The organism is Pseudomonas khavaziana (genome assembly GCF_036704165.1).
GTDB lineage: Bacteria > Pseudomonadota > Gammaproteobacteria > Pseudomonadales > Pseudomonadaceae > Aquipseudomonas > Aquipseudomonas khavaziana.
Genome location: NZ_CP129946.1, coordinates 4,374,228 through 4,399,572 on the forward strand (window position 1 = coordinate 4,374,228; position 25,345 = coordinate 4,399,572).

Annotated in this window: 20 protein-coding genes; 2 read left to right on the top strand and 18 right to left on the bottom strand. The window is 61.2% G+C overall.

The features are described from left to right. Window positions 1-6: 6 nt before the first annotated feature. From QYQ93_RS19375 to leuC, 15 genes are all read right to left on the bottom strand, one after another. Window positions 7-1,218, bottom strand: a complete 1,212-nt coding sequence (locus QYQ93_RS19375) for an O-succinylhomoserine sulfhydrylase (protein WP_043051728.1) — start codon at window positions 1,216-1,218, stop codon at window positions 7-9. A gap of 65 nt (window positions 1,219-1,283) precedes the next feature. After that, window positions 1,284-2,789 (bottom strand): amidophosphoribosyltransferase, encoded by a 1,506-nt coding sequence (gene purF, locus QYQ93_RS19380; protein WP_015884965.1) that lies wholly within the window; start codon window positions 2,787-2,789, stop codon window positions 1,284-1,286. 41 nt (window positions 2,790-2,830) lie between these two features. After that, window positions 2,831-3,388, bottom strand: a complete 558-nt coding sequence (locus tag QYQ93_RS19385) for a CvpA family protein (protein ID WP_005789751.1) — start codon at window positions 3,386-3,388, stop codon at window positions 2,831-2,833. 249 nt (window positions 3,389-3,637) lie between these two features. Then, entirely contained in the window at window positions 3,638-4,297 is a 660-nt protein-coding gene (locus tag QYQ93_RS19390; protein ID WP_043051727.1) for an SPOR domain-containing protein, read from the bottom strand. Next, entirely contained in the window at window positions 4,281-5,588 is a 1,308-nt protein-coding gene (folC, locus tag QYQ93_RS19395; RefSeq protein ID WP_338475278.1) for a bifunctional tetrahydrofolate synthase/dihydrofolate synthase, read from the bottom strand. The genes QYQ93_RS19390 and folC overlap by 17 nt, the downstream gene beginning before the upstream one ends. Continuing rightward, entirely contained in the window at window positions 5,585-6,505 is a 921-nt protein-coding gene (gene accD / locus QYQ93_RS19400; RefSeq protein ID WP_032888267.1) for an acetyl-CoA carboxylase, carboxyltransferase subunit beta, read from the bottom strand. The genes folC and accD overlap by 4 nt, the downstream gene beginning before the upstream one ends. A gap of 243 nt (window positions 6,506-6,748) precedes the next feature. Next, entirely contained in the window at window positions 6,749-7,381 is a 633-nt protein-coding gene (locus QYQ93_RS19405; protein ID WP_043051725.1) for a phosphoribosylanthranilate isomerase, read from the bottom strand. Between the two features lie 64 nt (window positions 7,382-7,445). Next, entirely contained in the window at window positions 7,446-8,270 is an 825-nt protein-coding gene (gene truA, locus QYQ93_RS19410) for a tRNA pseudouridine(38-40) synthase TruA (RefSeq protein WP_043051724.1), read from the bottom strand. Between the two features lie 584 nt (window positions 8,271-8,854). Continuing rightward, entirely contained in the window at window positions 8,855-11,380 is a 2,526-nt protein-coding gene (locus QYQ93_RS19415) for a FimV/HubP family polar landmark protein (RefSeq protein ID WP_338475279.1), read from the bottom strand. A gap of 161 nt (window positions 11,381-11,541) precedes the next feature. After that, entirely contained in the window at window positions 11,542-12,552 is a 1,011-nt protein-coding gene (locus QYQ93_RS19420; RefSeq protein ID WP_043051271.1) for an aspartate-semialdehyde dehydrogenase, read from the bottom strand. 239 nt (window positions 12,553-12,791) lie between these two features. Then, complete coding sequence (gene asd, locus QYQ93_RS19425; protein WP_003192554.1) at window positions 12,792-13,904, bottom strand: aspartate-semialdehyde dehydrogenase; 1,113 nt, start codon at window positions 13,902-13,904, stop codon at window positions 12,792-12,794. 64 nt (window positions 13,905-13,968) lie between these two features. Continuing rightward, the gene (leuB, locus tag QYQ93_RS19430; protein WP_021491199.1) at window positions 13,969-15,051 is read right to left on the bottom strand and encodes a 3-isopropylmalate dehydrogenase; all 1,083 of its coding nucleotides are present in this window, start codon (window positions 15,049-15,051) and stop codon (window positions 13,969-13,971) included. 54 nt (window positions 15,052-15,105) lie between these two features. After that, window positions 15,106-15,870: a class I SAM-dependent methyltransferase gene (locus tag QYQ93_RS19435; protein WP_338475280.1), complete on the bottom strand. Its 765-nt coding sequence runs from the start codon at window positions 15,868-15,870 to the stop codon at window positions 15,106-15,108. Between the two features lie 131 nt (window positions 15,871-16,001). Further along, window positions 16,002-16,646: a 3-isopropylmalate dehydratase small subunit gene (gene leuD / locus QYQ93_RS19440; RefSeq protein ID WP_014719160.1), complete on the bottom strand. Its 645-nt coding sequence runs from the start codon at window positions 16,644-16,646 to the stop codon at window positions 16,002-16,004. A 10-nt stretch (window positions 16,647-16,656) separates the two neighbouring features. Further along, complete coding sequence (leuC, locus tag QYQ93_RS19445) at window positions 16,657-18,075, bottom strand: 3-isopropylmalate dehydratase large subunit (protein ID WP_338475281.1); 1,419 nt, start codon at window positions 18,073-18,075, stop codon at window positions 16,657-16,659. Between the two features lie 140 nt (window positions 18,076-18,215). Between leuC and QYQ93_RS19450 the strand changes: the two genes are divergently transcribed. After that, entirely contained in the window at window positions 18,216-19,106 is an 891-nt protein-coding gene (locus tag QYQ93_RS19450; protein WP_043051274.1) for a LysR family transcriptional regulator, read from the top strand. Window positions 19,107-19,172: 66 nt separating this feature from the next. Continuing rightward, window positions 19,173-22,451, top strand: a complete 3,279-nt coding sequence (locus QYQ93_RS19455; protein WP_338475282.1) for a sensor domain-containing protein — start codon at window positions 19,173-19,175, stop codon at window positions 22,449-22,451. A gap of 3 nt (window positions 22,452-22,454) precedes the next feature. On the opposite strand, the gene QYQ93_RS19460 is transcribed toward QYQ93_RS19455, so the two are convergent. The 3 genes from QYQ93_RS19460 to QYQ93_RS19470 form a co-directional block, all read right to left on the bottom strand. Beyond that, complete coding sequence (locus QYQ93_RS19460) at window positions 22,455-23,399, bottom strand: CsgG/HfaB family protein (RefSeq protein ID WP_235387867.1); 945 nt, start codon at window positions 23,397-23,399, stop codon at window positions 22,455-22,457. 458 nt (window positions 23,400-23,857) lie between these two features. Further along, window positions 23,858-24,820 carry a tRNA dihydrouridine synthase gene (locus QYQ93_RS19465; protein ID WP_043051276.1) on the bottom strand — a complete coding sequence of 321 codons (963 nt, stop codon included), beginning with the start codon at window positions 24,818-24,820 and terminating at the stop codon, window positions 23,858-23,860. Window positions 24,821-24,875: 55 nt separating this feature from the next. Beyond that, entirely contained in the window at window positions 24,876-25,310 is a 435-nt protein-coding gene (locus QYQ93_RS19470) for an acyl-CoA thioesterase (protein WP_005789778.1), read from the bottom strand. Window positions 25,311-25,345 lie beyond the last annotated feature (35 nt).

Here is a 25,345-nt window from a genome sequence, read left to right on the forward strand (position 1 = left end):
ACTCGATCACAAGGCCGCCAGCCCGCGGGCCAGGTCTGCCTGCAAGTCAGCGACATCTTCCAGGCCCACCGCGATACGGATCAGGCTGTCACGGATACCGGCGGCTTCACGCTCCTGCGGCGCCAGGCGCCCGTGGGAGGTGGTGCTCGGGTGAGTGATGGTGGTCTTGCTGTCGCCCAGGTTGGCAGTGATGGAAATCAGGCGCGTCGCATCGATAAAGCGCCAGGCGCCGTCTTTGCCGCCCTTCACTTCAAAGCTCACCACCGCGCCGAAACCACGCTGCTGGCGCTGGGCCAATGCGTGTTGCGGATGGCTCTTGAGCCCGGCGTAGTGCACTTTTTCGATACCGTCCTGCTGCTCCAGCCACTCGGCCAGGGCCTGAGCATTGGCGCAATGGGCCTTCATACGCAGGCTGAGGGTTTCCAGACCCTTGAGGAAGATCCAGGCGTTGAACGGGCTCAGGGTCGGGCCGGCGGTGCGCAGGAAGCCCACCACTTCTTTCATCTGCTCGCTGCGGCCAGCCACCACGCCGCCCATGCAACGACCCTGGCCGTCGATGAACTTGGTCGCCGAATGCACCACGATGTCCGCACCCAACTTCAACGGCTGCTGCAAGGCCGGGGTGCAGAAGCAGTTGTCGACGATCAGCATCGCGCCCTTGGCGTGCGCGATCTCGGCCAGCGCGGCGATATCGACCAGCTCGGCGAGCGGGTTGGAGGGCGACTCGACGAACAACAGTTTGGTATTGGCCTTGATGGCCCCATCCCAGCCGGACAGATCTGCCAGGGGCACGTAGTCCACTTCGATGCCGAAGCGCTTGAAATACTTTTCGAACAGGCTGATGGTCGAGCCAAACACGCTGCGCGATACCAGTACATGGTCGCCAGCGCTGCACAGGCTCATCACCACCGCCAGGATGGCCGCCATGCCGGTGGCGGTCGCCACGGCCTGCTCAGCGCCTTCCAGGGCCGCGATGCGCTCTTCGAACGCACGCACAGTCGGGTTGGTGTAGCGCGAATACACGTTACCCGGCACTTCGCCGGCAAACCGCGCAGCAGCGTCAGCGGCGGTACGGAACACGTAGCTGGAGGTGAAGAACATCGGGTCGCCGTGCTCACCTTCCGGGGTACGGTGCTGGCCGGCGCGCACAGCCAGGGTATCGAAAGCTACGCCATCGAGGTCGCTGTCCAACCGACCGGCATCCCATTCCTGACTCATGCTGCGACTCCTTACTCAATACTTTATTTAAGATACAAAACCGGCCCCTCAGGGCCGGTTGTTACTCAGTTGTTATACAGGTCGATGATCGCACTGACCGCCTGGGTCTTGATCTTCGACGAGTCGTTGCGCGCCTGCTCGATCTTGTTCAGGTATGCCTCGTCGACATCACCGGTCACGTACTTGCCGTCGAACACGGCACAGTCGAACTGGTCGATCTTGATCTTGCCACCGCCGACCGCTTCGATCAGGTCCGGCAGGTCCTGGTAGATCAGCCAGTCGGCGCCGATCAGGTCGGCCACATCCTGGGTCGAACGATTATGAGCGATCAACTCATGGGCGCTCGGCATGTCGATACCGTACACGTTGGGGTAACGCACCGCAGGCGCTGCGGAGCAGAAATACACGTTCTTCGCCCCGGCTTCGCGGGCCATCTGGATGATTTGCTTGCAGGTGGTGCCACGTACGATGGAGTCGTCTACCAGCATCACGTTCTTGCCACGGAACTCAAGCTCAATGGCGTTGAGCTTCTGGCGCACCGACTTCTTGCGGGCTGCCTGGCCCGGCATGATAAAGGTACGGCCGATGTAGCGGTTCTTGACGAAGCCTTCGCGGAACTTGACGCCCAGGTGGTTGGCCAGTTCCAGGGCAGCGGTACGGCTGGTGTCCGGAATCGGGATGACCACGTCGATATCATGCTCAGGACGCTCGCGCAGAATCTTCTCGGCAAGCTTCTCGCCCATGCGCAGACGCGCCTTGTAGACCGAAACGCCGTCGATGATCGAATCCGGACGCGCCAGGTAGACGTGTTCGAAGATGCACGGGGTGAGCTTCGGCGCCACGGCGCACTGGCGGGTGTGCAGCTTGCCGTCTTCGGTGATGTAGACAGCCTCGCCCGGCGCCAGGTCGCGGATCAGGGTGAAGCCCAGCACATCCAGGGACACGCTTTCGGACGCGATCATGTACTCGACGCCTTCGTCGGTGTGACGCTGGCCGAACACGATCGGGCGGATGCCGTGGGGGTCGCGGAAACCGACGATGCCATAACCGGTGACCATCGCCACTACCGCGTAGCCACCGACGCAACGGTTGTGTACGTCAGTCACGGCGGCGAACACGTCTTCTTCGGTCGGCTGCAGCTTGCCGCGCTGGGCCAACTCGTGGGCGAACACGTTGAGCAGCACTTCCGAGTCGGAACTGGTGTTGACGTGGCGCAGGTCAGATTCGTAAATCTCCTTGGCCAGTTGTTCAACGTTGGTCAGGTTGCCGTTGTGCGCCAAGGTAATGCCGTAAGGCGAGTTAACGTAGAACGGTTGAGCCTCGGCCGAGGTCGAGCTACCGGCAGTCGGGTAGCGCACATGGCCAATGCCCATGTGCCCGACGAGGCGCTGCATGTGACGCTGATGGAACACGTCACGCACCAGGCCATTGTCCTTGCGCAGGAATAACCGGCCGTCGTGGCTGGTCACAATACCGGCAGCGTCCTGGCCGCGGTGCTGGAGGACGGTTAGCGCGTCATACAGCGCCTGATTGACGTTCGACTTACCGACGATACCGACGATGCCACACATGCGACGCAACCCCTACTTAATGAATCTTGACTGAACACAACTTACTGAGGCGTTTGCGCCGGCAAGAGGTGTTCCTTGAACGGAAGATCAGCGGGTACGCTGATTCCGCTGGCCAGCCACTGACTGCTCCACCCCAGGATGAGGTTCTTGGACCAATCTGCAACCAATAGAAATTTTGGCACGAGTACCGACTCCTGCCACCACGAATCCTGCTGTACCGGCCCCAGGCTCAACAGCCCGACTGCCACGACCACCAGCAACGCGCCGCGCGCAGCGCCGAAGGCCATGCCGAGAAATCGATCGGTCCCGGAGAGGCCGGTGACACGTATCAACTCGCCAATAAGATAATTGACCATTGCCCCCACCAGCAGCGTGGCGATGAACATGATGGCGCAGCCCGCGATGACGCGAGCCGAAGGTGTCTCTATGTATCCGGCCAGGTAGACCGACAGTGAACCACCGAACATCCAGGCTACGACTCCTGCGATGATCCAGGTCAGCAACGATAGTGCTTCTTTTACGAAGCCGCGGCTCAGACTGATCAAAGCGGAGATGGCGACGATGGCAACGATCGCCCAATCAACCCAGGTAAATGGCACAGTGCAGCCTACGTACGGATAAGGCGGCGCATTTTAGCAGAGCGCCGAGCGATGGGTAAGCTGTGATTGCGGGTGCTTTGCAAATCAATAGATTGGGCGGTATGAACGCGATTTCAAGCCCAGCATAAACCAATGTGGGAGGGGGCTTGCTCCCGATTGCAGTGTGTCAGTATCAGATGTACTGACTGACCCACCGCTATCGGGAGCAAGCCCCCTCCCACACTTAGATTGCGTTAATGCCTGCTTGAATCATCCGCGCTCAGGCTGGAAGCGCACCACAAACCCATTGAGGTTCTGCTGGCGCCCCAGCAAGTCCCGCAGGCGATCAGCCTCGGCACGTTCGATCAGCGGCCCGACAAACACGCGATTCTTGCCGTCGGCGCTGCGGATATAAGCGTTATAGCCCTGGGCCCGCAGCTTTTTCTGCAAGGCATCGGCACTTTCGCGATTGGCCAGGCTGGCCAGTTGGATCGACCAACTGATCGGCAGGCCATTGGGGTCGATGCGACTCTGGCCCACGTCCGGCTTACCCGGCGCGGCAGGCTGCGGCGCTACCGGCTTGGGCGCCGGTGCAGGCGCAGCCGGTTTGGCGGCGACTGTCGGGGCCGGTGTCGGTTTGACCACCGGCACACTCGGCTGCACCGGCATCGAAGGCGCCTCTTGCGCGGCGACCTCCTCGTCAGTCGGCACGGGTTCTTCCTCTGGCAATGCCTGGGGCTCAGGCACCACCACCGGCTCGACCTGAACCTGAGGCACCACAGGCGCCTGGGGTGCAGCAGGCGCCTCAACCACGACCTGGCGCTGTTCATCCTGGCGGGAAAACAGCATCGGCAGGAAAATCACCGCCAATGCCACCAACACCAGGGCTCCGACCATTCGCTGCTTGTATGCGCTATCCAGTAATGCCATGTGCAGCTTCCTCCGTGGAGCGCCGGGCCAACCATTCGAGCGCCTCGGCGACACAATAAAATGATCCGAACAACAGGATTTCGTCGTCGGCGGTCGCTACCGCACACTGAGCCTCGAGGGCAGCGGTGACGCTTGCATACGACGCCACCGGCGCACCAAGGTTCTGCAACGCAACTTCCAGCTCAACCGCCGGGCGGCTACGCGGCGTATCCAACGGCGCAACGGCCCAAGACTGAACGCTGCCCAGCAACGGCGCAACCACGCCGTCGAGGTCTTTGTCGGCCAACAACCCGAACACCGCCAGGCGACGGCCGGCCGGTGGCGTGCGCGACAGACGCTGCGCCAGGTAGTAGGCAGCATGGGGGTTATGCCCCACATCCAACAACAGGTTCAGGCGCCTGCCTGCCCAGTCGAAGGCGCGGCGATCCAGGCGCCCCACCACTTTGGTCGCCAGCAACGTCGCGGCAATCTGCCCGGCATCCCAAGGCAGGTCCAGCAGGAGGTAGGCTTGCAGCGCCAGCGCAGCGTTTTCCATCGGCAGATTAAGCAGTGGCAGATCCAGCAGTTCTACCGCCTTGCCACGCGCATCACGCCCGCGCCATTGCCAATGGGAAGCACCGATTTCAAGATTGAATTCGCGACCACGCAGGTAGAACGGGCACTCCAGTTCGCGCACCTTGTCCAGCAAGGGTTGCGGCGGATCCAGGTCGCCACACAGCGCCGGCCTGCCCTGGCGGAAGATTCCGGCCTTTTCATACGACACCGACTCGCGGCTATCGCCCAGGTAATCGGCGTGGTCGACACCAATGCTGGTGACCAGCGCCAGATCGGCATCCACCACGTTGACCGTATCCAGACGCCCGCCAAGGCCGACTTCCAATACCACCACATCCAGTTGCGCACGCTCGAACAGCCAGAACGCCGCCAGGGTGCCCATCTCGAAATAGGTCAGGGAAATATCGCCGCGCCCGGCATCCAGGGCAGCGAAGGCTTCGCATAATTGCTCGTCGGTGGCTTCGACACCATTGAGCTGCACCCGCTCGTTGTAGCGCAGCAGGTGCGGCGAGCTGTACACGCCGACTTTCAGGCCCTGGGCCTGCAACAGCGCAGCGACAAAGGCACAGGTGGAGCCCTTGCCGTTGGTGCCGGTCACCGTGATCACACGCGGTGCCGGCTGGCCCAACCCAAGGCGGGCCGCTACCTGTTGCGAGCGCTCCAGGCCCATGTCGATGGCGGACGGATGCAACTGCTCAAGGTAGGCGAGCCATTCGCCCAGGGTACGTTGGGTCATAGGTTTGCAGGCACCGGCGGCACGACGATTGGCTCAACTTTAGGCGCGACGTACACAGGGGTCGGCAGGCCCATCATTTGCGCCAGCAGGTTGCCCAGGCGTGGGCGCAGTTCGCCACGTGGAATGATCAAGTCGATTGCGCCATGCTCCAGCAAGAATTCGCTGCGCTGGAAGCCTTCCGGCAGTTTTTCCCGCACGGTTTGCTCGATCACTCGCGGGCCGGCAAAACCGATCAGCGCCTTGGGCTCGCCGACGATCACATCACCGAGCATCGCCAGGCTGGCGGAAACGCCGCCGTAGACCGGGTCGGTGAGTACGGAGATGAACGGGATGCCTTCTTCACGCAGACGCGCCAATACCGCCGAGGTCTTGGCCATTTGCATCAGGGAGATCAGGGCCTCCTGCATACGCGCACCACCGGAGGCGGCAAAGCAGATCATCGGGCAGCGGTTTTCCAGGGCATAGTTGGCAGCGCGTACGAAGCGCTCGCCGACGATGGCGCCCATGGAACCGCCCATGAAGGAGAACTCGAAGGCCGAGACCACCACGGGCATGCCCAGCAGCTTGCCGCTGACCGAGATCAGCGCGTCTTTCTCTCCGGTCTGCTTCTGCGCAGCGGTCAGGCGGTCCTTGTATTTCTTGCCATCGCGGAACTTGAGGCGGTCGACCGGCTCCAGGTCAGCGCCCAGTTCATTGCGGCCGTCGGCATCCAAAAAGATGTCAATGCGCGCGCGCGCGCCGATACGCATGTGGTGGTTGCACTTGGGGCAAACGTCCAGGGTCTTCTCCAGCTCCGGGCGGTACAGCACCGCGTCGCAGGATGGGCACTTGTGCCACAGACCTTCAGGAACCGAGCTTTTCTTCACCTCGGAACGCATGATCGAAGGGATCAGTTTGTCTACTAACCAGTTGCTCATGCTTTCTTTCTCCAGTACCGGTGGCTTGAACACAGCCCCGCGTATGCCCTTGAGCTAAATTCATATGTGGCGATGATACCTGCGGGACGGGGTCAGACGTTCGACCTGCCATTTCCTGCCTGCATCCTCAGCCTTCCAGACAACCTGCAAGCGCAGGGTTGCCACTTCATCTCCGGCCCACCACAGGCGGCGCCGGGCTGTTTTACACAGTGGTAGTTATGGACGGCGGCAGACTGCCAGCCGTCACATCCCAACGCTGCTGTTGCGCACGGCCTGCACGAATGCGCGAATCTTGCTGTGATCCTTGATGCCCCTGCCCTGCTCTACCCCCCCGCTGACATCCACGGCATACGGCCGCACCTGCTCGATGGCCGCTGCAACATTCCCAGGGTTGAGCCCGCCAGCCAGGATGATCGGTTTGTCCAGCCCCTCGGGAATCAGCGACCAGTCGAACGCCTCGCCTGTGCCACCGGGCACGCCTTCGACGTAGGTGTCCAGCAGAATCCCGCGAGCGCCGCTATATGCCGCACACGCAGCGGCGATATCGTCGCCGGCCTTGACCCGCAGCGCCTTGATGTAAGGGCGCTGATAGCTTTCACACTCATCTGGCGTTTCATCGCCGTGGAACTGCAGCATGTCCAGCGGCACGGCATCCAGGGTTTCGTTGAGTTCGCAACGGCTGGCATTGACGAACAAGCCCACCGTGGTCACGAATGGCGGCAGCGCGGCGATGATTGCCCGCGCCTGCAACACATTCACCGCCCGCGGGCTCCTGGCATAAAACACCAGACCGATGGCATCCGCCCCCGCCTCGACTGCCGCGAGCGCGTCTTCTATGCGGGTAATCCCGCAAATCTTGCTGCGAACGGCTGGCATATCGTAGGAACCTCAGGGTTTGGACCGTGAAAGTCCCGGATGGTAACAAAAGCTTTTCCGGGCGTCAGCCGCCAAGTTCGCTGAAACCTGTGAGGAAGTGTGGACCGATAAAGCGTTCCGGCAATTGGAACTCGTCGCGATACTCCACATCCACCAGATACAGGCCAAACGGGTGCGCCGTTACGCCGCCCGTGCGGCGAATGCGGCTTTCCAGCACTTCCCTGGCCCACTCCACCGGGCGCTCGCCGGTGCCGATAGTCATCAGCACGCCGGCAATGTTGCGCACCATATGATGCAGGAAGGCCCCGGCGCGGATATCCAGCACGATCATCTTGCCGTGCCGGGTGACCCGCAGGTGGTGGACCTCCTTGATCGGCGACTTCGCCTGGCACTGGCCGGCACGGAAGGCGCTGAAGTCATGCACACCCACCAGGTGCTGCGCGGCCTCGGCCATGCGCTCGGCGTCCAGCGGGCGATGATTCCAGGTGATTTCTTCATTGAGGTGCGCGGGGCGGATCTGATCGTTGTAGATCACGTAGCGGTAACGCCGGGCGATGGCCTTGAAGCGCGCATGAAAATGCGCCGGCATGACCTTGGCCCAGCTCACACTGACATCATGAGGCAAGTTGATATTAGCCCCCATCACCCACGCCTTCATTGAACGCTCGGCCTGGGTATCGAAGTGCACCACCTGGCCACAGGCGTGGACACCCGCGTCGGTACGCCCGGCACACATCAGCGACACCGGCGAATCAGCGACTTTGGACAGGGCGTTTTCCAGGGTTTCCTGCACCGTCGGCACACCAGACGCCTGGCGCTGCCAGCCGCGATAGCGCGAGCCTTTGTATTCCACGCCCAGGGCGATGCGGTAAAAGCCTGCGGCCGCCATTTCGGCGGCCGCGTTATCTATATTTGCCAAGAACTGAGAGCCTGATGAGTTGCGCAAAGGCGGGCATTATAAAGGCGCCGGATGGGTGGCGGGCGTTTTGTTATGGATCGATGCCAAACAAATGTGGGAGCCGCCACCACCTCTTCGATGTGACGCTGTCGCGCCGCAAACTAGGGAGCTTGTTCCCGTGGCAGCCTGACAGCCGAGCAGGATGTTGGTTTTCGTCCTGGGTACATATCCGTTATTTGGGCAACGGCCACTTATGGTTCCGCTTTTACAGCGGCTCACTTTTGAACGCTTTTGCAAAGTGAGCCGCCGTAAGGGCGGAACCTATAGTGGCCGTTACCTAAGCAACGGATATGTACTCGCCCCAACAACCCAACAACCCGGTCACATCGTCGACGTGGCGCCGTCGCGCAGCAACTTGGACCGCCGCCAAAATATCCGGCGTTAGGACTAAATTTTAACTCTTTAAAATCAGTAGTTTACTTGTAGTTTGATAAGAGGGGGCTTGCTCCCGATAGCGGGGTATCACCCCTGCTATCGGGAGCAAGCCCCCTCCCACACTGTTACAGCGTCTGGCTTCAGATTCGGCCGAGCATTTCCTTGGCTTCGCTACGCTGACCTTCATTGCCTTCGACCAAGACCTCGTTAAGGATGTCTTTGGCGCCATCGGCATCACCCATGTCGATGTAAGCCTGGGCCAGGTCGAGCTTGGTGGCGACTTCATCCGTGCCCGAAAGGAAATCGAATTCCGGCTCATCACCGCCCAACGCCGCGTCTTCAGCGGTGAAGGAAGGCTCGATGGGCGGATGTTCCAGGCTCTGGGACAAGCGGTCCAGTTCAGCGTTGACATCGTCCAGCTCCGACGAAAAGGCGTCGGGCTTGGCTGCAGGGGCGTTCGGTTCATCAGCCAGAGACAGGTCGAAGTCTTCCGGCAGTTCGAATTCGTCCAGTGCGGCGGGTGTCAGGGTGGGGGGTTCTACCGGCGGCACATCCGCCACCTGCCCTTCGAGCCCCGAAAGGAACTCATCATCGGACTGCGACGCCGGCGGCTCCAGCTGCAGGTCCAGGTCGAAGTCCGACAGGTCCTGAGCATCAGGCTTGGCTGCGGTCTGTTGCTGCAACAGCGCTTCAAAGGTTTGCTGGTCTTGCGCGATCTCGGCCGGCGAAGCGGCTTCCAGATCATCCAGGCTCAGGTCGAAATCGGTGTCGAACGCAGCGGTGTCCGCCTCGGGCGTCGGAGCCGGCTTATCGTCGAGCAGGTCCTTGACGTATTGCGCATCCAGCGCGGCCGCAGCCACTGCGGCACTGACACCCGCCGCCAACACGGCCATGGCCGGGAAGCGCGCCTTGAGCTGCTCGACCTGGGCATGGTTCTCACCATTGGCCACCAATTGGCGCTCCTGGGTGACGAAACCATCCTTGTCGTTCTGCAGGCCGTAGACTTCCATCAGCTTCAAACGCAGGTCGCTACGCTTGGGCTCGTGCTTGATGGCTTGTTCGAGCACATCAGCCGCCTGGTTCAGGTGGCCACGGTCGATATGGGACTGGGCTTGCGCCAGGGCATCGCTGGAGTTCTCCTGGGCCACGGCAACAGCCAGCGGCGCGAGCACAGAGGCGACAGTCGGCACGACAACGGGCTCAACCACCGGGGCAGGCGCTGGCGCGGACGCCAGCTTGACGCTCGGCGGCGGCACTTCAAGGCCTTCGAAACTGTCGGGCGGCAGGTCCTGGTCAATATTGGGGGCAAACTCGGGCTCTTCGGCCAACGCCCGGGCCATGCGCAGGTGTTTTTCTTCTTCGCGGCGGGCATTGCGATGCCGCGCCCACAGCAGCAAGAGCAGCAGCACCACCAGGATGGCTGCGCCGCCAAGGATGCCGAGCACAATCGGGTTGGTCAGCAGGTCGTTGAACTTGCCTTCGGTGCTGGCAGGCGCTGCAGCCGGCTTGACCGGCTCAGGGGCAGGCTCAGGGGCCGGAGCCGCAACGGGCGCAGCAGGTGTTGCCGGCGCTGCCTCGGGCTCGCCGGCCAGCTGCGCAGGCATGGCCGCCGTTGCCGGCTCACCTTTTTCAGCCTGCAAGCGGGCGAGCTGGTCATTCTTCAGTTGAATCAGCTTTTGCAGCTTGTCCAACTGGCTCTGCAAGTCGGCGGCGCGGCTTTTCAGCTCTTCGTTATCACGGCGCGTGGTGTCCAGCTCTTCCTGGGTCATCGCCAGTTTGTCGCTCAGGGCACGGCTATCAGCGGCCTGGCCCTTCACGCCTTTTTTGGCGGACTCGGCCGATACCAGGCTCAAGTTATCTTGGGCTGCGGTGCTTGACGGCGCATTGCCGGCCTGGGTGCGTTTGGTCGCATCCAACTGCGCCTTGCCGGCCACTTGGCCTTGAGGGGTACGGCGGCCTTGGCGCCAGGCGGCATTCTGCGCGCTTACTTCGGCAATCGCTTGCGGTTGCGCCAGCGCAGTGCTTTGTGTGGCATCCGGAAGGCGCAGGACCCGGCCGGTTTTCAGGCGGTTGATGTTGCCGTCGACAAAGGCATCAGGATTGAGCGCCTGAATGGCCAGCATCGTCTGCTGGATCGAGGCACCATTGCGATTCTTCGCTGCGATTTCCCATAAGGTGTCGCGGGAAGTGGTGGTGTGCTGGGCCGGCTGGCTGACCACGGGCGCAGTGCTGGCCGGCGCGCTGGCAGTCGGGGCCGGCTGGTCGAACTTGGCAGGATCGAGCAGCACGCTGTAGTCACGCATCAGGCGGCCGTTGGGCCATTGCACCTGCATCAGGAAACGCACATAGGAATCGGGCAGCGGCTTGCTGGAAGTCACCCGCACCACGCTGCGACCTTCGGGGTTGATCACCGGTGTGAACGTCAGGTCATCGAGAAACGCCTGGCGGTCGACACCCGCATCCACGAAGGCCTGGGCCGAAGCCAGGCTTGGCGTGATCTCAGACGCGGTGAGGCCGCCCACGTCGCGCAATTCGATTTCCACCGACAGCGGCTGGTTCAACTTCGACTTGAGGGTCATCTCCCCCAGTTGCAGCGCCTGCGCCATACCGGAGGACAGCGCCGAGGCGGCCGCTATTGCTAACACCAGTTTGCGAACTTGAACCATAGCCTCATCCTTTGTTTGAACACTCCCCGCCCTGCGAGAAGGTTGGTAACCGCTGCCATAAGGCATGGCGAGCCGATAGGTTACCGACGCGCTTGTGTTCCACTTGGGGCCAAGCATAGCGCCTGGCTAGAATCAATCTACAAATTGCCGCCAAGTATCTTTTACACAAGGCCTTTTATCAACAACTGCGCCAGCTCCACAGCGTTCAGGGCCGAGCCCTTGCGTACGTTATCTGACGTCAGCCACAGATTTAGTTCCGCGGGGTCGTCGACTCCTGCGCGAACTCGTCCTACGTATACAACGTCCTGGCCGACAGCGTCGCCTACAGCCGTTGGGTAATCGCCCTCCTCGACCAGCTCGATAGCAGGCGCAGCGTCGAGGGCGCGGTTCACCGCGGCCAAGTCGACCGGCGCGGCCAGTTGCAGCGACACAGTCAGGCTATCGCCAAAAAACACCGGGGCTTGAACGCAGGTGGCGGAAATCTTTAGCAACGGTGTTTCCAGCACGGCACGCAACTCGTGTACGAGGCGTTTCTCCAGCTCTGTATGACCTTGGGCGTCTGGAGTACCGACTTGTGCCAATAGATTGAAAGCCATTTGCCGGTCGAAGAACTTCGGCTCCAACGGACGCACGTTCAACAGCTCGGCTGTCTGGCGGGCCAACTCGCTGACGGCTTCGCGGCCCTGGGCGGAGACTGCCAGGTTGGCGGTGACACTGACGCGTTGGATGTCCACCAAACCACGCAGCGGCGCCAGCACTACCGCAAGGTAGGCGACGCAAGGGCTTGGGCTGCCGAGCTGAAACGGCTTTTTCAAACCCTTCAGCACATGGGCGTTAGCCTGCGGTACTACTTGCGGTGCCTGCTCGGCTGGCAGTGCGCCGGACAAGTCGATCACCGAACAACCGGCGGCCGTGGCACGCGGGGCGAAGCTCAGGGTCACCGCCGGGCCTGCCGCGAAGAAGGCCAACTGCGCCTTGCTGAAATCGAACTCGTCGACCTCCTTGACCCGCACGTTCTTGCCACGAAACGGTACCGAAGCCCCCGCCGAGTTGCTGCCCGCCAGCAAATACAAGGTGCCCACCGGGAAATTCAGCTCTTCAAGAATCTGCACCAGGGTTTCACCCACGGTGCCGGTGGCGCCGATCACGGCGATTTCAAAGGTCTGGGTCATGGGGGGTTGCCTCGGGCGTTACGGGGGAGCGGCACTTTACCGGGTGGTTGGGGGTGAGGCAATTAGCCTGGGCCTTGTGGTGGGGCTGATGGCGCTATCGGGAGCAAGCCCCCTCCCACATGTTGATGTATGAACGCATTCAAATGTGGGAGGGGGCTTGCCCCCGATTGGGCCCGAAAGACCAACAAAAAACCCGCGCCTGCCACCAGAACGCGGGTTTCTCTTACTACCTCAAGCGATCAACGCTCCAGCAAGATCCGCAACATGCGACGCAACGGCTCAGCCGCGCCCCACAGCAGTTGGTCGCCGACGGTGAACGCGCCAAGGAACTGGCTGCCCATGTTCAGCTTGCGCAAGCGGCCCACCGGCACATTCAGGGTGCCGGTGACCTTGGTCGGGCTCAGCTCCTGCATGCTGATATCGCGGTTGTTCGGCACCAGCTTGACCCAAGGGTTGTGCTGGCTGATCAGCCCTTCGATATCGGCGATCGGCACGTCTTTGTTCAGCTTGATGGTCAGCGCCTGGCTGTGGCAACGCATGGCGCCGATACGCACGCAGATGCCGTCCACCGGGATCGGGTTCTTGAAGCGACCGAGGATCTTGTTGGTCTCGGCCTGGGCCTTCCACTCTTCGCGGCTCTGGCCGTTGGGCAGTTCCTTGTCGATCCACGGGATCAGGCTGCCGGCCAATGGCACGCCAAAGTTTTCGGTGGGGTAGGCATCGCTGCGCATGGCTTCGGCCACACGGCGGTCGATGTCGAGGATCGCGCTGGCCGGGTCGGCCAGTTGATCGGCGACCGCAGCGTGGGTCGCGCCCATCTGCTTGATCAGTTCACGCATGTTCTGCGCGCCGGCACCGGAGGCCGCCTGATAGGTCATGGCGCTCATCCACTCGACCAAACCAGCCTCGAACAGGCCGCCCAGGCCCATCAGCATCAGGCTGACCGTGCAGTTGCCGCCGACGTAGTTCTTGGTGCCGGCATCCAGTTGCTGGTCGATGACCTTGCGGTTGACCGGGTCCAGGATGATCACTGCGTCGTCCTGCATGCGCAGGCTCGAGGCGGCATCGATCCAGTAGCCCTGCCAGCCGGCTTCGCGCAACTTGGGGAAGACTTCGCTGGTGTAGTCGCCACCCTGGCAGGTCAGGATCACGTCGAGGCTCTTCAACTCTTCAATGCTGTAGGCGTCTTTGAGCGGGGCGATATCCTTGCCCACGGACGGCCCTTGGCCACCTACGTTCGAAGTGGTGAAAAACACCGGCTCAATAAGATCGAAATCCTGCTCTTCCAGCATCCGCTGCATGAGCACGGAACCGACCATACCGCGCCAACCGATCAGACCTACACGTTTCATCGCAACTACACCTTGTTAAAAAGTGGGCCGCCTTGCAGCAACAACTGCAAGCGGGCCCGAGAGATTACAGATTCCGCAGCGCGGCGACTACTGCGTCGCCCATTTCTTGCGTACCGACCTTGGTGCAACCCTGGGACCAGATGTCACCGGTACGCAGGCCCTGGTCCAGCACCAGGCTGACGGCTTTCTCGATCGCGTCCGCCGCTTCACTCAAGTTGAAGCTGTAACGCAGCATCATCGACACCGACAAAATGGTCGCCAACGGGTTGGCAATGCCCTGGCCTGCGATATCCGGCGCCGAACCGTGGCACGGCTCGTACATGCCCTTGTTGTTGGTGTCCAGGGACGCCGACGGCAGCATGCCGATGGAACCGGTGAGCATCGAGGCCTGGTCGGAGAGGATATCGCCGAACAGGTTGTCGGTGACGATCACGTCGAACTGCTTGGGTGCGCGCACCAGTTGCATGGCGGCGTTGTCGACGTACATGTGGCTCAGTTCGACGTCCGGATAGTCCTTGGCGACCTCTTCGACGATTTCGCGCCACAGCTGGCTGGAGGCCAGTACGTTGGCCTTATCCACCGAACAGACCTTCTTGCCACGCACGCGAGCCATGTCGAAACCGACCCGGGCAATACGGCGGATTTCGCTCTCGCTGTACGGCAGGGTGTCGTAGGCCTGGCGCTCGCCATTTTCCAGCTCGCGCACGCCCCGTGGCGAGCCAAAATAGATACCGCCGGTCAGCTCACGCACGATGAGGATATCCAGGCCCGCTACCACTTCCGGCTTGAGGCTCGACGCGTCAGCCAGTTGCGGGTAGAGGATCGCCGGGCGAAGGTTGCCGAACAGGCCCAGTTGCGCACGGATTTTCAGCAGGCCGCGCTCAGGGCGGATGTCACGCTCGATCTTGTCCCATTTCGGCCCGCCCACGGCGCCGAGCAGCACGGCGTCCGCCGCACGGGCGCGGTCCAGGGTTTCGTCGGCCAGGGGCACGCCGTGCTTGTCGATGGCAGCGCCGCCGATCACGTCGTGGCTCAGCTCGAAGCCCAGGCTGTACTTGCTGTTGGCCAATTCCAGGACCTTGACCGCTTCGGCCATGATTTCCGGGCCAATACCGTCGCCAGGGAGAATCAGAATCTGCTTGCTCATGCGTTCCTCATTTCATCAAGCGACCCGCCCGCGGGCAGGTCGGGAAAAATCCAATCAGCGTTCGGCGAACACCACCAGCACGTCGGTGCTGAAGGTGCCGTCGGCCTGTATTTCGTAGTAATCACGCACTTCCTGGCCCATCGCCTGTTGCAGCTCAAGGATTGCCGTGCGCAACACCTCTGGCGTGCGCATGCGCTCGACCCACGAGGTGTATTCCAGCCGCAGACGCTGGCGGCTGCTGTTGCGCACATGCAGACCGGACTCGCTGAGTTGCTGCATCCACTCGGCGGCGGAGTAATCACGCACGTGACTGGTGTCGCGCAGCACTTCGACGGTTTGCAGGTAAGTGTCCAGCAATGGGCTGCCCGGTGACAAGACATCGACAAACGCCGCCACGCCACCCGGCTTGAGCACCCGGCGCACTTCGCGCAGGGCCAGGCCGAGGTCGCTCCAATGGTGGGCCGAGTAGCGGCTGAACACGAAGTCGAACTCACCTTCGGCGAAGGGCAAGCGCTCGGCAGCGCCGTTTACCGTACGGATATTGTCCAGGCCGCGATCAACCGCAGCCGCGGCAACCACATCGAGCATCTGCTGGGACAGGTCGTAGGCCACCACTTCTTTGACCAGAGACGCCACCTGGAAGCTGACATGACCAGCGCCGCAGCCCAGGTCCAACAGTCGTGCAGCGCCCTGCCCGGCCAGTTCGGCCTGTAGCAGTGCGAATTCGGTGCCCTGGGCGTGCACGGCACTGCTCAGGCAGGCCGAGGCTTGTTCGCCGAATTGCTTTTGCACGACTTGGGTGTGGGCGGTGGTGGTCATGGGGGATTCCTCAATGGACCTTGTGGTGTTTGTTCTGGCCCTATCGGGAGCAAGCCCCCTCCCACATTTGGAATGCGTTCCCCTGTGGGAGGGGGCTTGCTCCCGATAGCGGCGGCCCTGCCTACATCAATCTATGCATCGCGAAACAACCAAGGCTGACTCGCCCGGTGCCTGGTTTCAAACGCCGCAATCGCATCGCCGTCCTGCAAGGTCAGGCCGATATCGTCCAGGCCGTTGATCAGGCAATGCTTACGGAACGCATCCACCTCGAAGTGATACACCTTGCCATCCGGACGGGTCACGGTCTGCGCGGCCAGGTCCACCGTCAACTGGTAGCCCACATTGGCTTCCACCTGCTGGAACAGCTCATCCACTTCGGCGTCGCTCAAGATGATCGGCAACAGGCCGTTCTTGAAGCTGTTGTTGAAGAAGATGTCGGCATAGCTCGGCGCGATAATGCTGCGAAAGCCGTATTCCTCCAGGGCCCACGGCGCGTGCTCACGGCTGGAGCCGCAGCCGAAGTTTTCCCGGGCCAGCAACACGCTGGCGCCCTGGTAACGCTCGGCGTTGAGCACAAAGTCTTTGTTCAGCGGGCGCTTGGAGTTGTCCTGGTAGGCATAGCCCACGTCCAGGTAGCGCCACTCATCGAACAGGTTGGGGCCGAAACCGGTGCGTTTGATCGACTTCAAGAACTGCTTGGGGATGATCTGGTCGGTGTCCACGTTGGCACGGTCCAACGGCGCGACAAGGCCTGTGTGTTGGGTAAAAGCTCTCATCGGGTATTCCTCAGATCAATTCGCGAACGTCGATGAAACGACCGTTGACGGCCGCCGCGGCAGCCATGGCCGGGCTGACCAGGTGGGTACGGCCACCGGCGCCCTGACGCCCTTCAAAGTTACGGTTGGAAGTGGACGCGCAATGCTCGCCCGACTCCAGGCGGTCGGGATTCATTGCCAGGCACATCGAGCAGCCCGGCTCACGCCATTCAAAACCGGCTTCGAGGAAGATCTTGTCCAGGCCTTCAGCTTCGGCCTGGGCTTTGACCAGACCGGAACCTGGCACCACGATGGCTTGCTTGATGGTCGAGGCAACCTTGCGCCCCTTGGCGATCAGTGCCGCGGCGCGCAGGTCTTCGATCCGCGAGTTGGTGCAGGAACCAATGAATACGCGATCCAGCTGGATGTCGGTAATCGCCTGGTTGGCTTTCAAGCCCATGTACTTCAAGGCGCGCTCGATGGAGCCACGCTTGACCAGGTCAGCCTCTTTCGCCGGGTCCGGCACGTTCTGGTCAACCGCCAGGACCATTTCCGGCGAGGTGCCCCAACTGACTTGCGGCTTGATCTGCGTGGCATCGAGTTCGACCACGGTGTCAAACACCGCATCGGCGTCGGAGACCAGGTCTTTCCAGGCTTCGACGGCGGCATCCCAGTCAGCACCTTGCGGGGCAAATGGGCGGCCTTTGACGTACTCGACAGTTTTCTCGTCCGCCGCCACCATGCCCACGCGCGCACCGGCTTCGATGGACATGTTGCAGATGGTCATGCGGCCTTCGATGGACAGGTCGCGAATCGCGCTGCCGGCAAACTCGATGGCATGGCCGTTGCCACCTGCGGTGCCGATCTTGCCGATCACGGCGAGCACGATGTCCTTGGCGGTCACGCCAAACGGCAAGGTGCCTTCGACGCGCACCAGCATGTTCTTCATCTTCTTGGCCACCAGGCACTGGGTGGCGAACACATGCTCCACCTCGGAAGTGCCGATGCCATGGGCCAGGGCGCCGAACGCACCGTGGGTGGAGGTGTGGGAGTCGCCGCAGACCACGGTCATGCCCGGCAAGGTCGCACCCTGCTCCGGGCCGATGACGTGGACGATGCCTTGACGCACATCATTCATCTTGAATTCGGTGATGCCATATTCGTCACAGTAGTCGTCGAGGGTCTGTACCTGCAAACGCGAGACCTGGTCGGCAATGGCTTCGATACCGCCCTTGCGCTCAGGCGTGGTCGGCACGTTGTGATCCGGAGTGGCGATGATCGAGTCGACGCGCCAGGGCTTGCGCCCGGCCAGTCGCAGGCCTTCAAACGCTTGGGGCGAGGTCACTTCATGGATGATGTGACGGTCGATATAGATCAGCGACGATCCATCATCGCGACGTTTCACTTCATGGGAATCCCAAAGCTTGTCGTAAAGCGTTTTGCCGGCCATCAGTCGGTCCTCATCAGCGGTGCTTCTATACGCCGGGCTTTTCAATAACCCTTTGGCTTGTGAGGCTGATGGTATGGCGCTACATTAAATAACTCAAATTCATATTTTTTATGCTTTGGATTACCAACTGGAATAGCACCATGGACCTGGCCAACCTCAACGCCTTTATTGCCATCGCTGAAACCGGCAGTTTCTCGGGTGCCGGCGAACGCCTGCACCTGACCCAACCGGCCATCAGCAAACGTATCGCCGGCCTGGAACAACAACTGAAGGTGCGTCTGTTCGATCGCCTGGGCCGTGAAGTGGGTTTGACCGAAGCCGGGCGAGCCTTGCTGCCTCGCGCCTATCAGATCCTCAATGTGCTGGACGACACCCGTCGCGCCCTGACCAACCTCACCGGCGAAGTCAGCGGGCGACTCACTCTGGCCACCAGCCACCATATAGGCCTGCACCGTCTGCCGCCGATCCTGCGCACCTTCACGCGGCAATACCCGAACGTGGCATTGGATATTCAGTTTCTGGATTCGGAAGTGGCCTACGAAGAGATCCTCCACGGTCGTGCCGAAGTGGCAGTGATTACCCTGGCGCCCGAACCGCACAACCTGGTGCGCGCCACGCCGGTCTGGGATGACCCGCTGGATTTCGTGGTGGCTCCCGAACACAGCCTGATCAGCAACGGCTCCATCAGCCTGGCCGATATCGCCGCGCACCCGGCAGTGTTCCCCGGGGGCAATACCTTCACCCACCACATTGTCAGCCGGTTGTTCGAGGCCCAGGGCCTTGCGCCGAATATCGCCATGAGCACCAATTACCTGGAAACCATCAAGATGATGGTCTCCATCGGCCTGGCCTGGAGCGTGTTGCCGCGCACCATGCTCGATGACCAGGTGGCAAGTATCGCTTTGCCGGGCATACAGCTCAGTCGCCAGCTAGGCTATATCGTGCACACCGAAAGGACGCTGTCGAACGCTGCGCGGGCCTTCATGAGCCTATTGGATGCACAGGTCGATCTGCCAGGGTTACCGGCATGACACCGTGCGGCCCCGGGTTCTAACTACTACCGCGCTGTTTTCCCAACGAGCCAAGGCCCTTTGACAATGCGCAATCCCGTCGACCCGATGCCCCCCCTCCCCCGCATCTACGCCCTGGACCCTCAAGCGGCGGAGCAAAGCTGGGACAGCGCCCCGCAATTGCTGGCGGCCCTCAATGCCGCCCGGCTGGGTGCCTGGTGCTGGGAAATCGATACGGGAAAAATCAGTTGGTCACGGGGCACCCAGGCGTTATTTGGCTTTGATCCTCGCCAGCCGCTGCCCAAGGACCTCGACTATCTCGATCTGCTCGCACCGGAAGACCGAACCCGCGTGATACGCGGTTTTCACGCGGTACTCGCCGGGGAGCCATTCGAGCGCGCCATGCACCACCGCATCCAGTGGCCCGATGGCAGCCTGCACTGGCTGGAGATCAGCGGCAGCCTGGCGCCAGACAAAGCAGGTCGCCGCCGCATGATCGGAGTGATTCGTGAGATCACTCACCAGCGCGAACGCGAATACGCGCTCAGTCATTCAGAAAAGCGCTTCGCCACGCTGTTCCACCTGTGCCCGAACATGGTGCTGCTGACGCGCCAGGCCGACGGTTTGATCAGCGAGGCCAACCAGTACTTCGAAATGCTGTTCGGCTGGCCGGTGGCCGACGCCATTGGCCGTACCACCCTGGAGCTGGGCTTGTGGCGCGACCCTGAACAACGCGCACTGCTGGTCAAGGCCACCCAGCGCAAGGGCGAGCCCATGACCATGGAGGTGCAGTTCTGCGCCAGCAACGGCCAGATCCACGATGGCACGCTCAGCGCCCAGAAGGTCGAGCTGGACGGCGAGGCCTACCTGATCAGCACGTTCCTCGACACCACAGAGCGCAAAAATGCCGAACAAGCGCTCAAGGACAGCCAGGAACGCCTGGACCTGGCCCTGGACTCGGCACAGCTGGGCACCTGGGACTGGCACATACCCAGCGGCATGCTTTACGGCTCGGCCCGTGCCGCCCAACTGCACGGCCTGGACCCCGCACCGTTCCACGAATCCTTCGATGCGTTTTTCGAAGGCATGTCCGATGAAGACCGCGAGGGCATGCGCAACGCCTACCGCAGCTTGCGCGAAGGTCCGGGTGGCAACTATCAGTTGACCTATCGCGTGCTGATGGAGGACGGCAGCCCACGCTACCTGGAAAGCCGTGCCCGCCTGTATCGCGACGAGTCCGGCCACCCCTTGCGCATGGCCGGCACGTTGCTGGATATCACCGACCAGGTCGAGCGCGAGCAACGGCTCACAGCCTCCGAAGAAAAATTCGCCAGCTTGTTCCAGGCCAGCCCCGACCCGATCTGCGTGACCGACCTGGACAGCGGCGCCTTTATCGAGATCAACCCCGCGTTCACCCAGACCTTCGGCTTTACCGCCGCCGAAGTGATCGACAAAAGCGCCGAACAGATCGGCCTGTGGGACGAGTCCAGCAAGCGTCTGCAACGCATCGAGCAGGTGATTCGCGAACAGGCCCTGAGCAACGTAGCCGTCGTAGTGCATCACAAGGACGGCCAAAGCCTGACCTGCGTGATTTCCAGCCGCTTGATCAAGGTCAGCGACCAGTCGTGCATCGTCACCACGCTGCGCGATATCACCCAGCAGCAACGCTCGGAAGCCGCACTCAAGGCCAGTGAAGAGAAATTCGCCAAGGCATTCCACTCCAGCCCCGACGCGATTTCCATCACCGAACGCGACAGCGGCCGTTATGTGGAGGTCAATGATGGTTTTTGCCGCCTGACCGGTTACCGCACCGAGGAAGTGATCGGCCTGACCCTCTACCAGATCGGCATCTGGGCCGATGAAAACCAGCGCTCCGCCCTACTGGCCGAGTTGCAGGTCAAGGGCCGCATTCATCATCTGGAAATGCTCTGGCACAACAAACGCGGCGAGGTGTTGGCGGTGGAGGTTTCGGTTGAGCCGATCACCTTGAATGAAACCCCATGTCTGCTGCTGACCGCAAGGGACGTCAGCCTGTTGAAAAACGCCCAGGCGCAGATCCGTCACCTGGCGTACCACGACCCGCTCACCAACCTGCCCAACCGTGCGCTGCTGATGGATCGCCTGAGCCAGCAGATCGCCTTGCTCAAGCGCCACAACTTGCGCGGCGCCCTGTTGTTTCTTGACCTCGACCACTTCAAGCACATCAACGACTCCCTCGGCCATCCGGTGGGCGACACCGTACTAAAAATTGTCACCGCACGCCTGGAAGCCAGCGTACGCATGGAAGACACCGTGGCACGCCTGGGCGGCGATGAGTTCGTGGTGCTGCTCAGCGGCCTGGAGGGTTCGCGCCAGGCCGTCAGCAGCCAGGTGCAAGCATTGGCCGACACCCTGCGCGAGTTGCTTTCGGAACCGATGTTCCTCGACGGCCATCGGCTGCAGGTCACGCCCAGCATCGGTGTGGCGCTGATTCCCGACCATGGCAGCACACCGGCCGACCTGCTCAAGCGCGCTGACATCGCCCTGTACCGCGCCAAGGACTCAGGGCGCAATACCACGCAGATGTTCCACAACAGCATGCAAAAAACCGCCAGCGAACGTCTGCGTATGGAAACCGACCTGCGCCTGGCCTTGTCACGCGGCGAGTTCAGCGTGCATTACCAACCGCAAGTAGACGCGCGCGGCAACAGGATTATCGGCGCCGAGGCCCTGGTGCGCTGGCAGCATCCGCAACTGGGCGCGCAGTCGCCAACGGAATTTATCAAGGTATTGGAAGACAGCGGCCTGATCCTGGAAGTCGGCACCTGGATTCTCGATGAAGCCTGCGGCGCCTTCGCACAATTGATTGCCGACGGCCTGGTGGACCCGCTCAATTTCAGCCTGTGCGTGAACATCAGCCCGCGGCAGTTTCGCCAGAATGATTTCGTGGAACGGGTGGAACGCAGCCTCAAACAGCACCAACTGCCCTTCAGTCTGCTGAAACTGGAGATCACCGAAGGCATTGTCATCCAGAACCTTGACGATACCGTGGCGAAGATGCGCCGCCTGAAAAAGCTAGGCGTGAGCTTCGCGATGGATGATTTCGGCACCGGCTATTCATCCCTGACCTACCTCAAGCGCCTGCCGGTGGATGCATTGAAAATCGATCAGTCGTTCGTACGCGATGCCACCCACGACCCGAATGATGCGGAAATCATCCGCGCCATTGTGGCCATGGCGCGCAGCTTGAACCTGGAGGTGATTGCCGAGGGCGTGGAAACCCCGGAACAACTGGCGTTCCTGCAGCAGTTGGGCTGCCATTTATTCCAGGGTTATTTGCACAGCCGGCCGTTACCGATAGAGGGGTTCAGGCGGCTGCTGGAGTAGCGATCAGATCAGCGCTACGGCCTGACCTCGCGTGGGGGCCGAACCTTGGCGCCCCCATAATTCTTCGCGGCCATTGATGACCGCCACCGAATGCATGGCCCGGTTACACATACCCAGTTGCCCATTGGCAAGGTCGCGTACAGAAACCTTTTTCATATGCTTCTTCAACCCCAGCCGCATGAACCCTTCACCCGGCCCGGTCTCGTCCTCGCCATTATTCAAACTGCGGATCGCCGCCTGGAAGCTTCGGCCCGCCGTACGATCATTGTTTTCCATCTGCGCACGCTTGGCACTGACCGCAAACAAGAACTGCGCATCCTTGAGCATCCCCTTATCGGCGCCGACAAACCGCGCAGCTCTCGCCCCTTCGGCGAGCTCACGGTCGGTCAGGGTGAGCTGGAAGTCATCCCGCATGACCACTTGGTAGCCGTTACTGGTTTTGGTCACTTCCTTGAAAATATCCGTGGGGCTCTGACCAAATCGATACATCGCCGCCTTGATGGCCGATACCGTCACACAGTTGCCATCGGGGCCCTGACGAAACCCGCTCCAGATGTTGTCAGGCTTGGCGCCATTTCGCTTGCTGGAAAGCCCCTGGATTTCCAGTGCAGCACCTGGTTTGGGGGCGACAGGTTCTGGCGTCACCTGCGGGGTAACTTTTACGGAAGGAGCAGGTGCATCAGGACGTACCCGGGCCCGTTCTCTTCGATCAGATATCAATTCTTGTAACTGAAAAGAAATTGAACGCAACGCAGTAAGAACTTCCGGCAACGTGCCAGTTTCGATTTTGCTTTCCGACACCGTATCAACAGGAAAACTTACATTGCGTTTAACACGCCCACTGTCACCCCATAGTGTCGGGCGTGATTCATTACTTGCCTCAAGCAGAGGACCAAACTTATTGAAATCTACAAGACGCGCAATATTATTAATTGAATGGATAGACATATACTTCTCCACACACAGGCATCCCACGAATACACACGTCGCCGAAGGTGCCTGCTTTTCTTAAAATTTTAAACCAGCCCGCGCATACACAGCCTCGGGGCGCTCTTGCGCCCCTGTTCCAGTGCGGGTATTGATTTGATTTTTATGAACTGGAAACAACAGCGTCACCCAGTCCATCTATTCGTGGAGAATCCGCCTATCGAGTTCCCGAAATCGTTTCTCATATAACCACACCTACACGTACTCAAGGACGCCACTCCCTGCCTGCGCCCATTGAGCCCTTGCGCCAAGCTGCTGCTGACCAAGCTCAATCCTTACATACGTTAATAAACTGCTTACATGTAAATACCCGATAATATTCGAGCAACTTCAAGCTGAGTTTTTATGGTATTTCGCGCACGAGAAAGATAGGGCTCAACTGGAGCCCTATCAGGTAAATATAAAACTTAATTAATGATTCAATTCAATGTGACGGGGTGCTGCATGCCCAACAGGCGACTGACCTGCTCCAATTGCGTCTCACGGCGCAGGGCCGTGAACAGTTCCACCGCCTGCGGGTAGTTACGGGTCAGCATCGCCAGCCATTGCTTCAAGCGGCCGGGCGCCTGCTTTTCAGTCAGTTGTGCCACCGATTGACGCCAGAATTCCTGGAGCATTGGCTGCATCTGCGCCCAGGTCATTTCGACCACGTCCTCGCCCGCCTTCGCGGCTACGATCTGCCGTGCCAGGTCAGGGCGAGCCACCAGGCCACGGCCGAGCATGATGTCTTCGGCACCACTGATTTCGCGACAACGCTTCCAGTCTTCGACGCTCCAGATATCACCATTGGCGAACACCGGCACCTTGACCACTTCCTGCACCCGCGGGATCCATTCCCAATGGGCCGGCGGCTTGTAGCCATCGGCCTTGGTGCGCGCGTGCACCACGATATGCGCAGCACCACCCTCGGCCAGGGCCGTGGCGCACACCAGCGCGCCGTCCGGGCTGTCGAAGCCCAGGCGCATCTTGGCGGTGACCGGAATGTGGGCAGGCACCGCGCGACGCACGTGTTCGACAATCTGGTTGAGCAGTTCCGGCTCCTTGAGCAGCACCGCACCACCACGGGATTTGTTCACGGTCTTTGCCGGGCAACCGAAGTTCAAGTCGATGACTTGCGAGCCCAACTCGCAGGCCAGTGCGGCATTTTCCGCCAGGCATACCGGGTCGGAGCCAAGCAGTTGTACACGCAGCGGCACACCTGCCGCCGTGTGGGCACCGTGCAGCAGCTCCGGAGCGAGCTTATGGAAATAGGCAGGGGTGAGCAGGCGGTCGTTGACGCGGATGAACTCGGTCACGCACCAGTCAATACCGCCCACGCGGGTCAGCACGTCCCGCAGGATGTTGTCGACCAACCCCTCCATGGGCGCCAAGGCAATTTGCATGGAAAACACTCAACAAAAATCGTGGCGCAGTTTACTGGGTTTCCTGCGGTAACCGTTAACCCCCGGTCAGGGCGGGGCCATAACCTTCAATAAACTCGGCGGGCATACGCTTGGGCTTGCCGCTGGACAGCTCGATGCACACAAAGGTGGTTTGCGCACGCAGCAGGGTCGCGCCATCACGGGGGCGTACCAGCTGGAAACGACGGGTCATTTTCAGGCGCTGGTCCCAATCAACGATCCAGGTGGCCAGTTGCAACTCATCGCCTTCATAGCCGGCCGCCAGGTAATCGATCTCGTGGCGCACCACGGCCATGGCACGATCCAGGCGCCGGTACTCGGTGAGGTCCAGCCCCAGGCGCTGAGAATGGCGCCAGGCACAACGCTCCAGCCAGGACACGTACACCGCGTTATTGGCGTGCCCGAGGCCGTCGATGTCCTCTGGCGCGACCTGCAGATCGATGATAAACGGCGTTGCCAGGTCCCAGCCCATGCCTTGCTCCAGTCGATTAATGTCGGCGGGGCAGT

Excerpts from the sequence above, each read along its gene's own strand:
- QYQ93_RS19435 (WP_338475280.1), bottom strand. The coding sequence starts at position 15,870 with ATGACCACCACCGCCCACACCCAAGTCGTGCAAAAGCAATTCGGCGAA.
- accD (WP_032888267.1), bottom strand. The coding sequence starts at position 6,505 with ATGAGCAACTGGTTAGTAGACAAACTGATCCCTTCGATCATGCGTTCC.
- QYQ93_RS19470 (WP_005789778.1), bottom strand. The coding sequence starts at position 25,310 with ATGGGCTGGGACCTGGCAACGCCGTTTATCATCGATCTGCAGGTCGCG.
- asd (WP_003192554.1), bottom strand. The coding sequence starts at position 13,904 with ATGAAACGTGTAGGTCTGATCGGTTGGCGCGGTATGGTCGGTTCCGTG.
- purF (WP_015884965.1), bottom strand. The coding sequence starts at position 2,789 with ATGTGTGGCATCGTCGGTATCGTCGGTAAGTCGAACGTCAATCAGGCG.
- QYQ93_RS19390 (WP_043051727.1), bottom strand. The coding sequence starts at position 4,297 with ATGGCATTACTGGATAGCGCATACAAGCAGCGAATGGTCGGAGCCCTG.
- QYQ93_RS19420 (WP_043051271.1), bottom strand. The coding sequence starts at position 12,552 with ATGACCCAGACCTTTGAAATCGCCGTGATCGGCGCCACCGGCACCGTG.
- QYQ93_RS19375 (WP_043051728.1), bottom strand. The coding sequence starts at position 1,218 with ATGAGTCAGGAATGGGATGCCGGTCGGTTGGACAGCGACCTCGATGGC.
- leuC (WP_338475281.1), bottom strand. The coding sequence starts at position 18,075 with ATGGCCGGCAAAACGCTTTACGACAAGCTTTGGGATTCCCATGAAGTG.
- leuD (WP_014719160.1), bottom strand. The coding sequence starts at position 16,646 with ATGAGAGCTTTTACCCAACACACAGGCCTTGTCGCGCCGTTGGACCGT.
- QYQ93_RS19465 (WP_043051276.1), bottom strand. The coding sequence starts at position 24,820 with ATGCAAATTGCCTTGGCGCCCATGGAGGGGTTGGTCGACAACATCCTG.
- QYQ93_RS19405 (WP_043051725.1), bottom strand. The coding sequence starts at position 7,381 with ATGCCAGCCGTTCGCAGCAAGATTTGCGGGATTACCCGCATAGAAGAC.
- QYQ93_RS19415 (WP_338475279.1), bottom strand. The coding sequence starts at position 11,380 with ATGGTTCAAGTTCGCAAACTGGTGTTAGCAATAGCGGCCGCCTCGGCG.
- folC (WP_338475278.1), bottom strand. The coding sequence starts at position 5,588 with ATGACCCAACGTACCCTGGGCGAATGGCTCGCCTACCTTGAGCAGTTG.
- leuB (WP_021491199.1), bottom strand. The coding sequence starts at position 15,051 with ATGAGCAAGCAGATTCTGATTCTCCCTGGCGACGGTATTGGCCCGGAA.
- QYQ93_RS19460 (WP_235387867.1), bottom strand. The coding sequence starts at position 23,399 with ATGTCTATCCATTCAATTAATAATATTGCGCGTCTTGTAGATTTCAAT.
- QYQ93_RS19455 (WP_338475282.1), top strand. The coding sequence starts at position 19,173 with ATGCGCAATCCCGTCGACCCGATGCCCCCCCTCCCCCGCATCTACGCC.
- QYQ93_RS19450 (WP_043051274.1), top strand. The coding sequence starts at position 18,216 with ATGGACCTGGCCAACCTCAACGCCTTTATTGCCATCGCTGAAACCGGC.
- truA (WP_043051724.1), bottom strand. The coding sequence starts at position 8,270 with ATGGCGGCCGCAGGCTTTTACCGCATCGCCCTGGGCGTGGAATACAAA.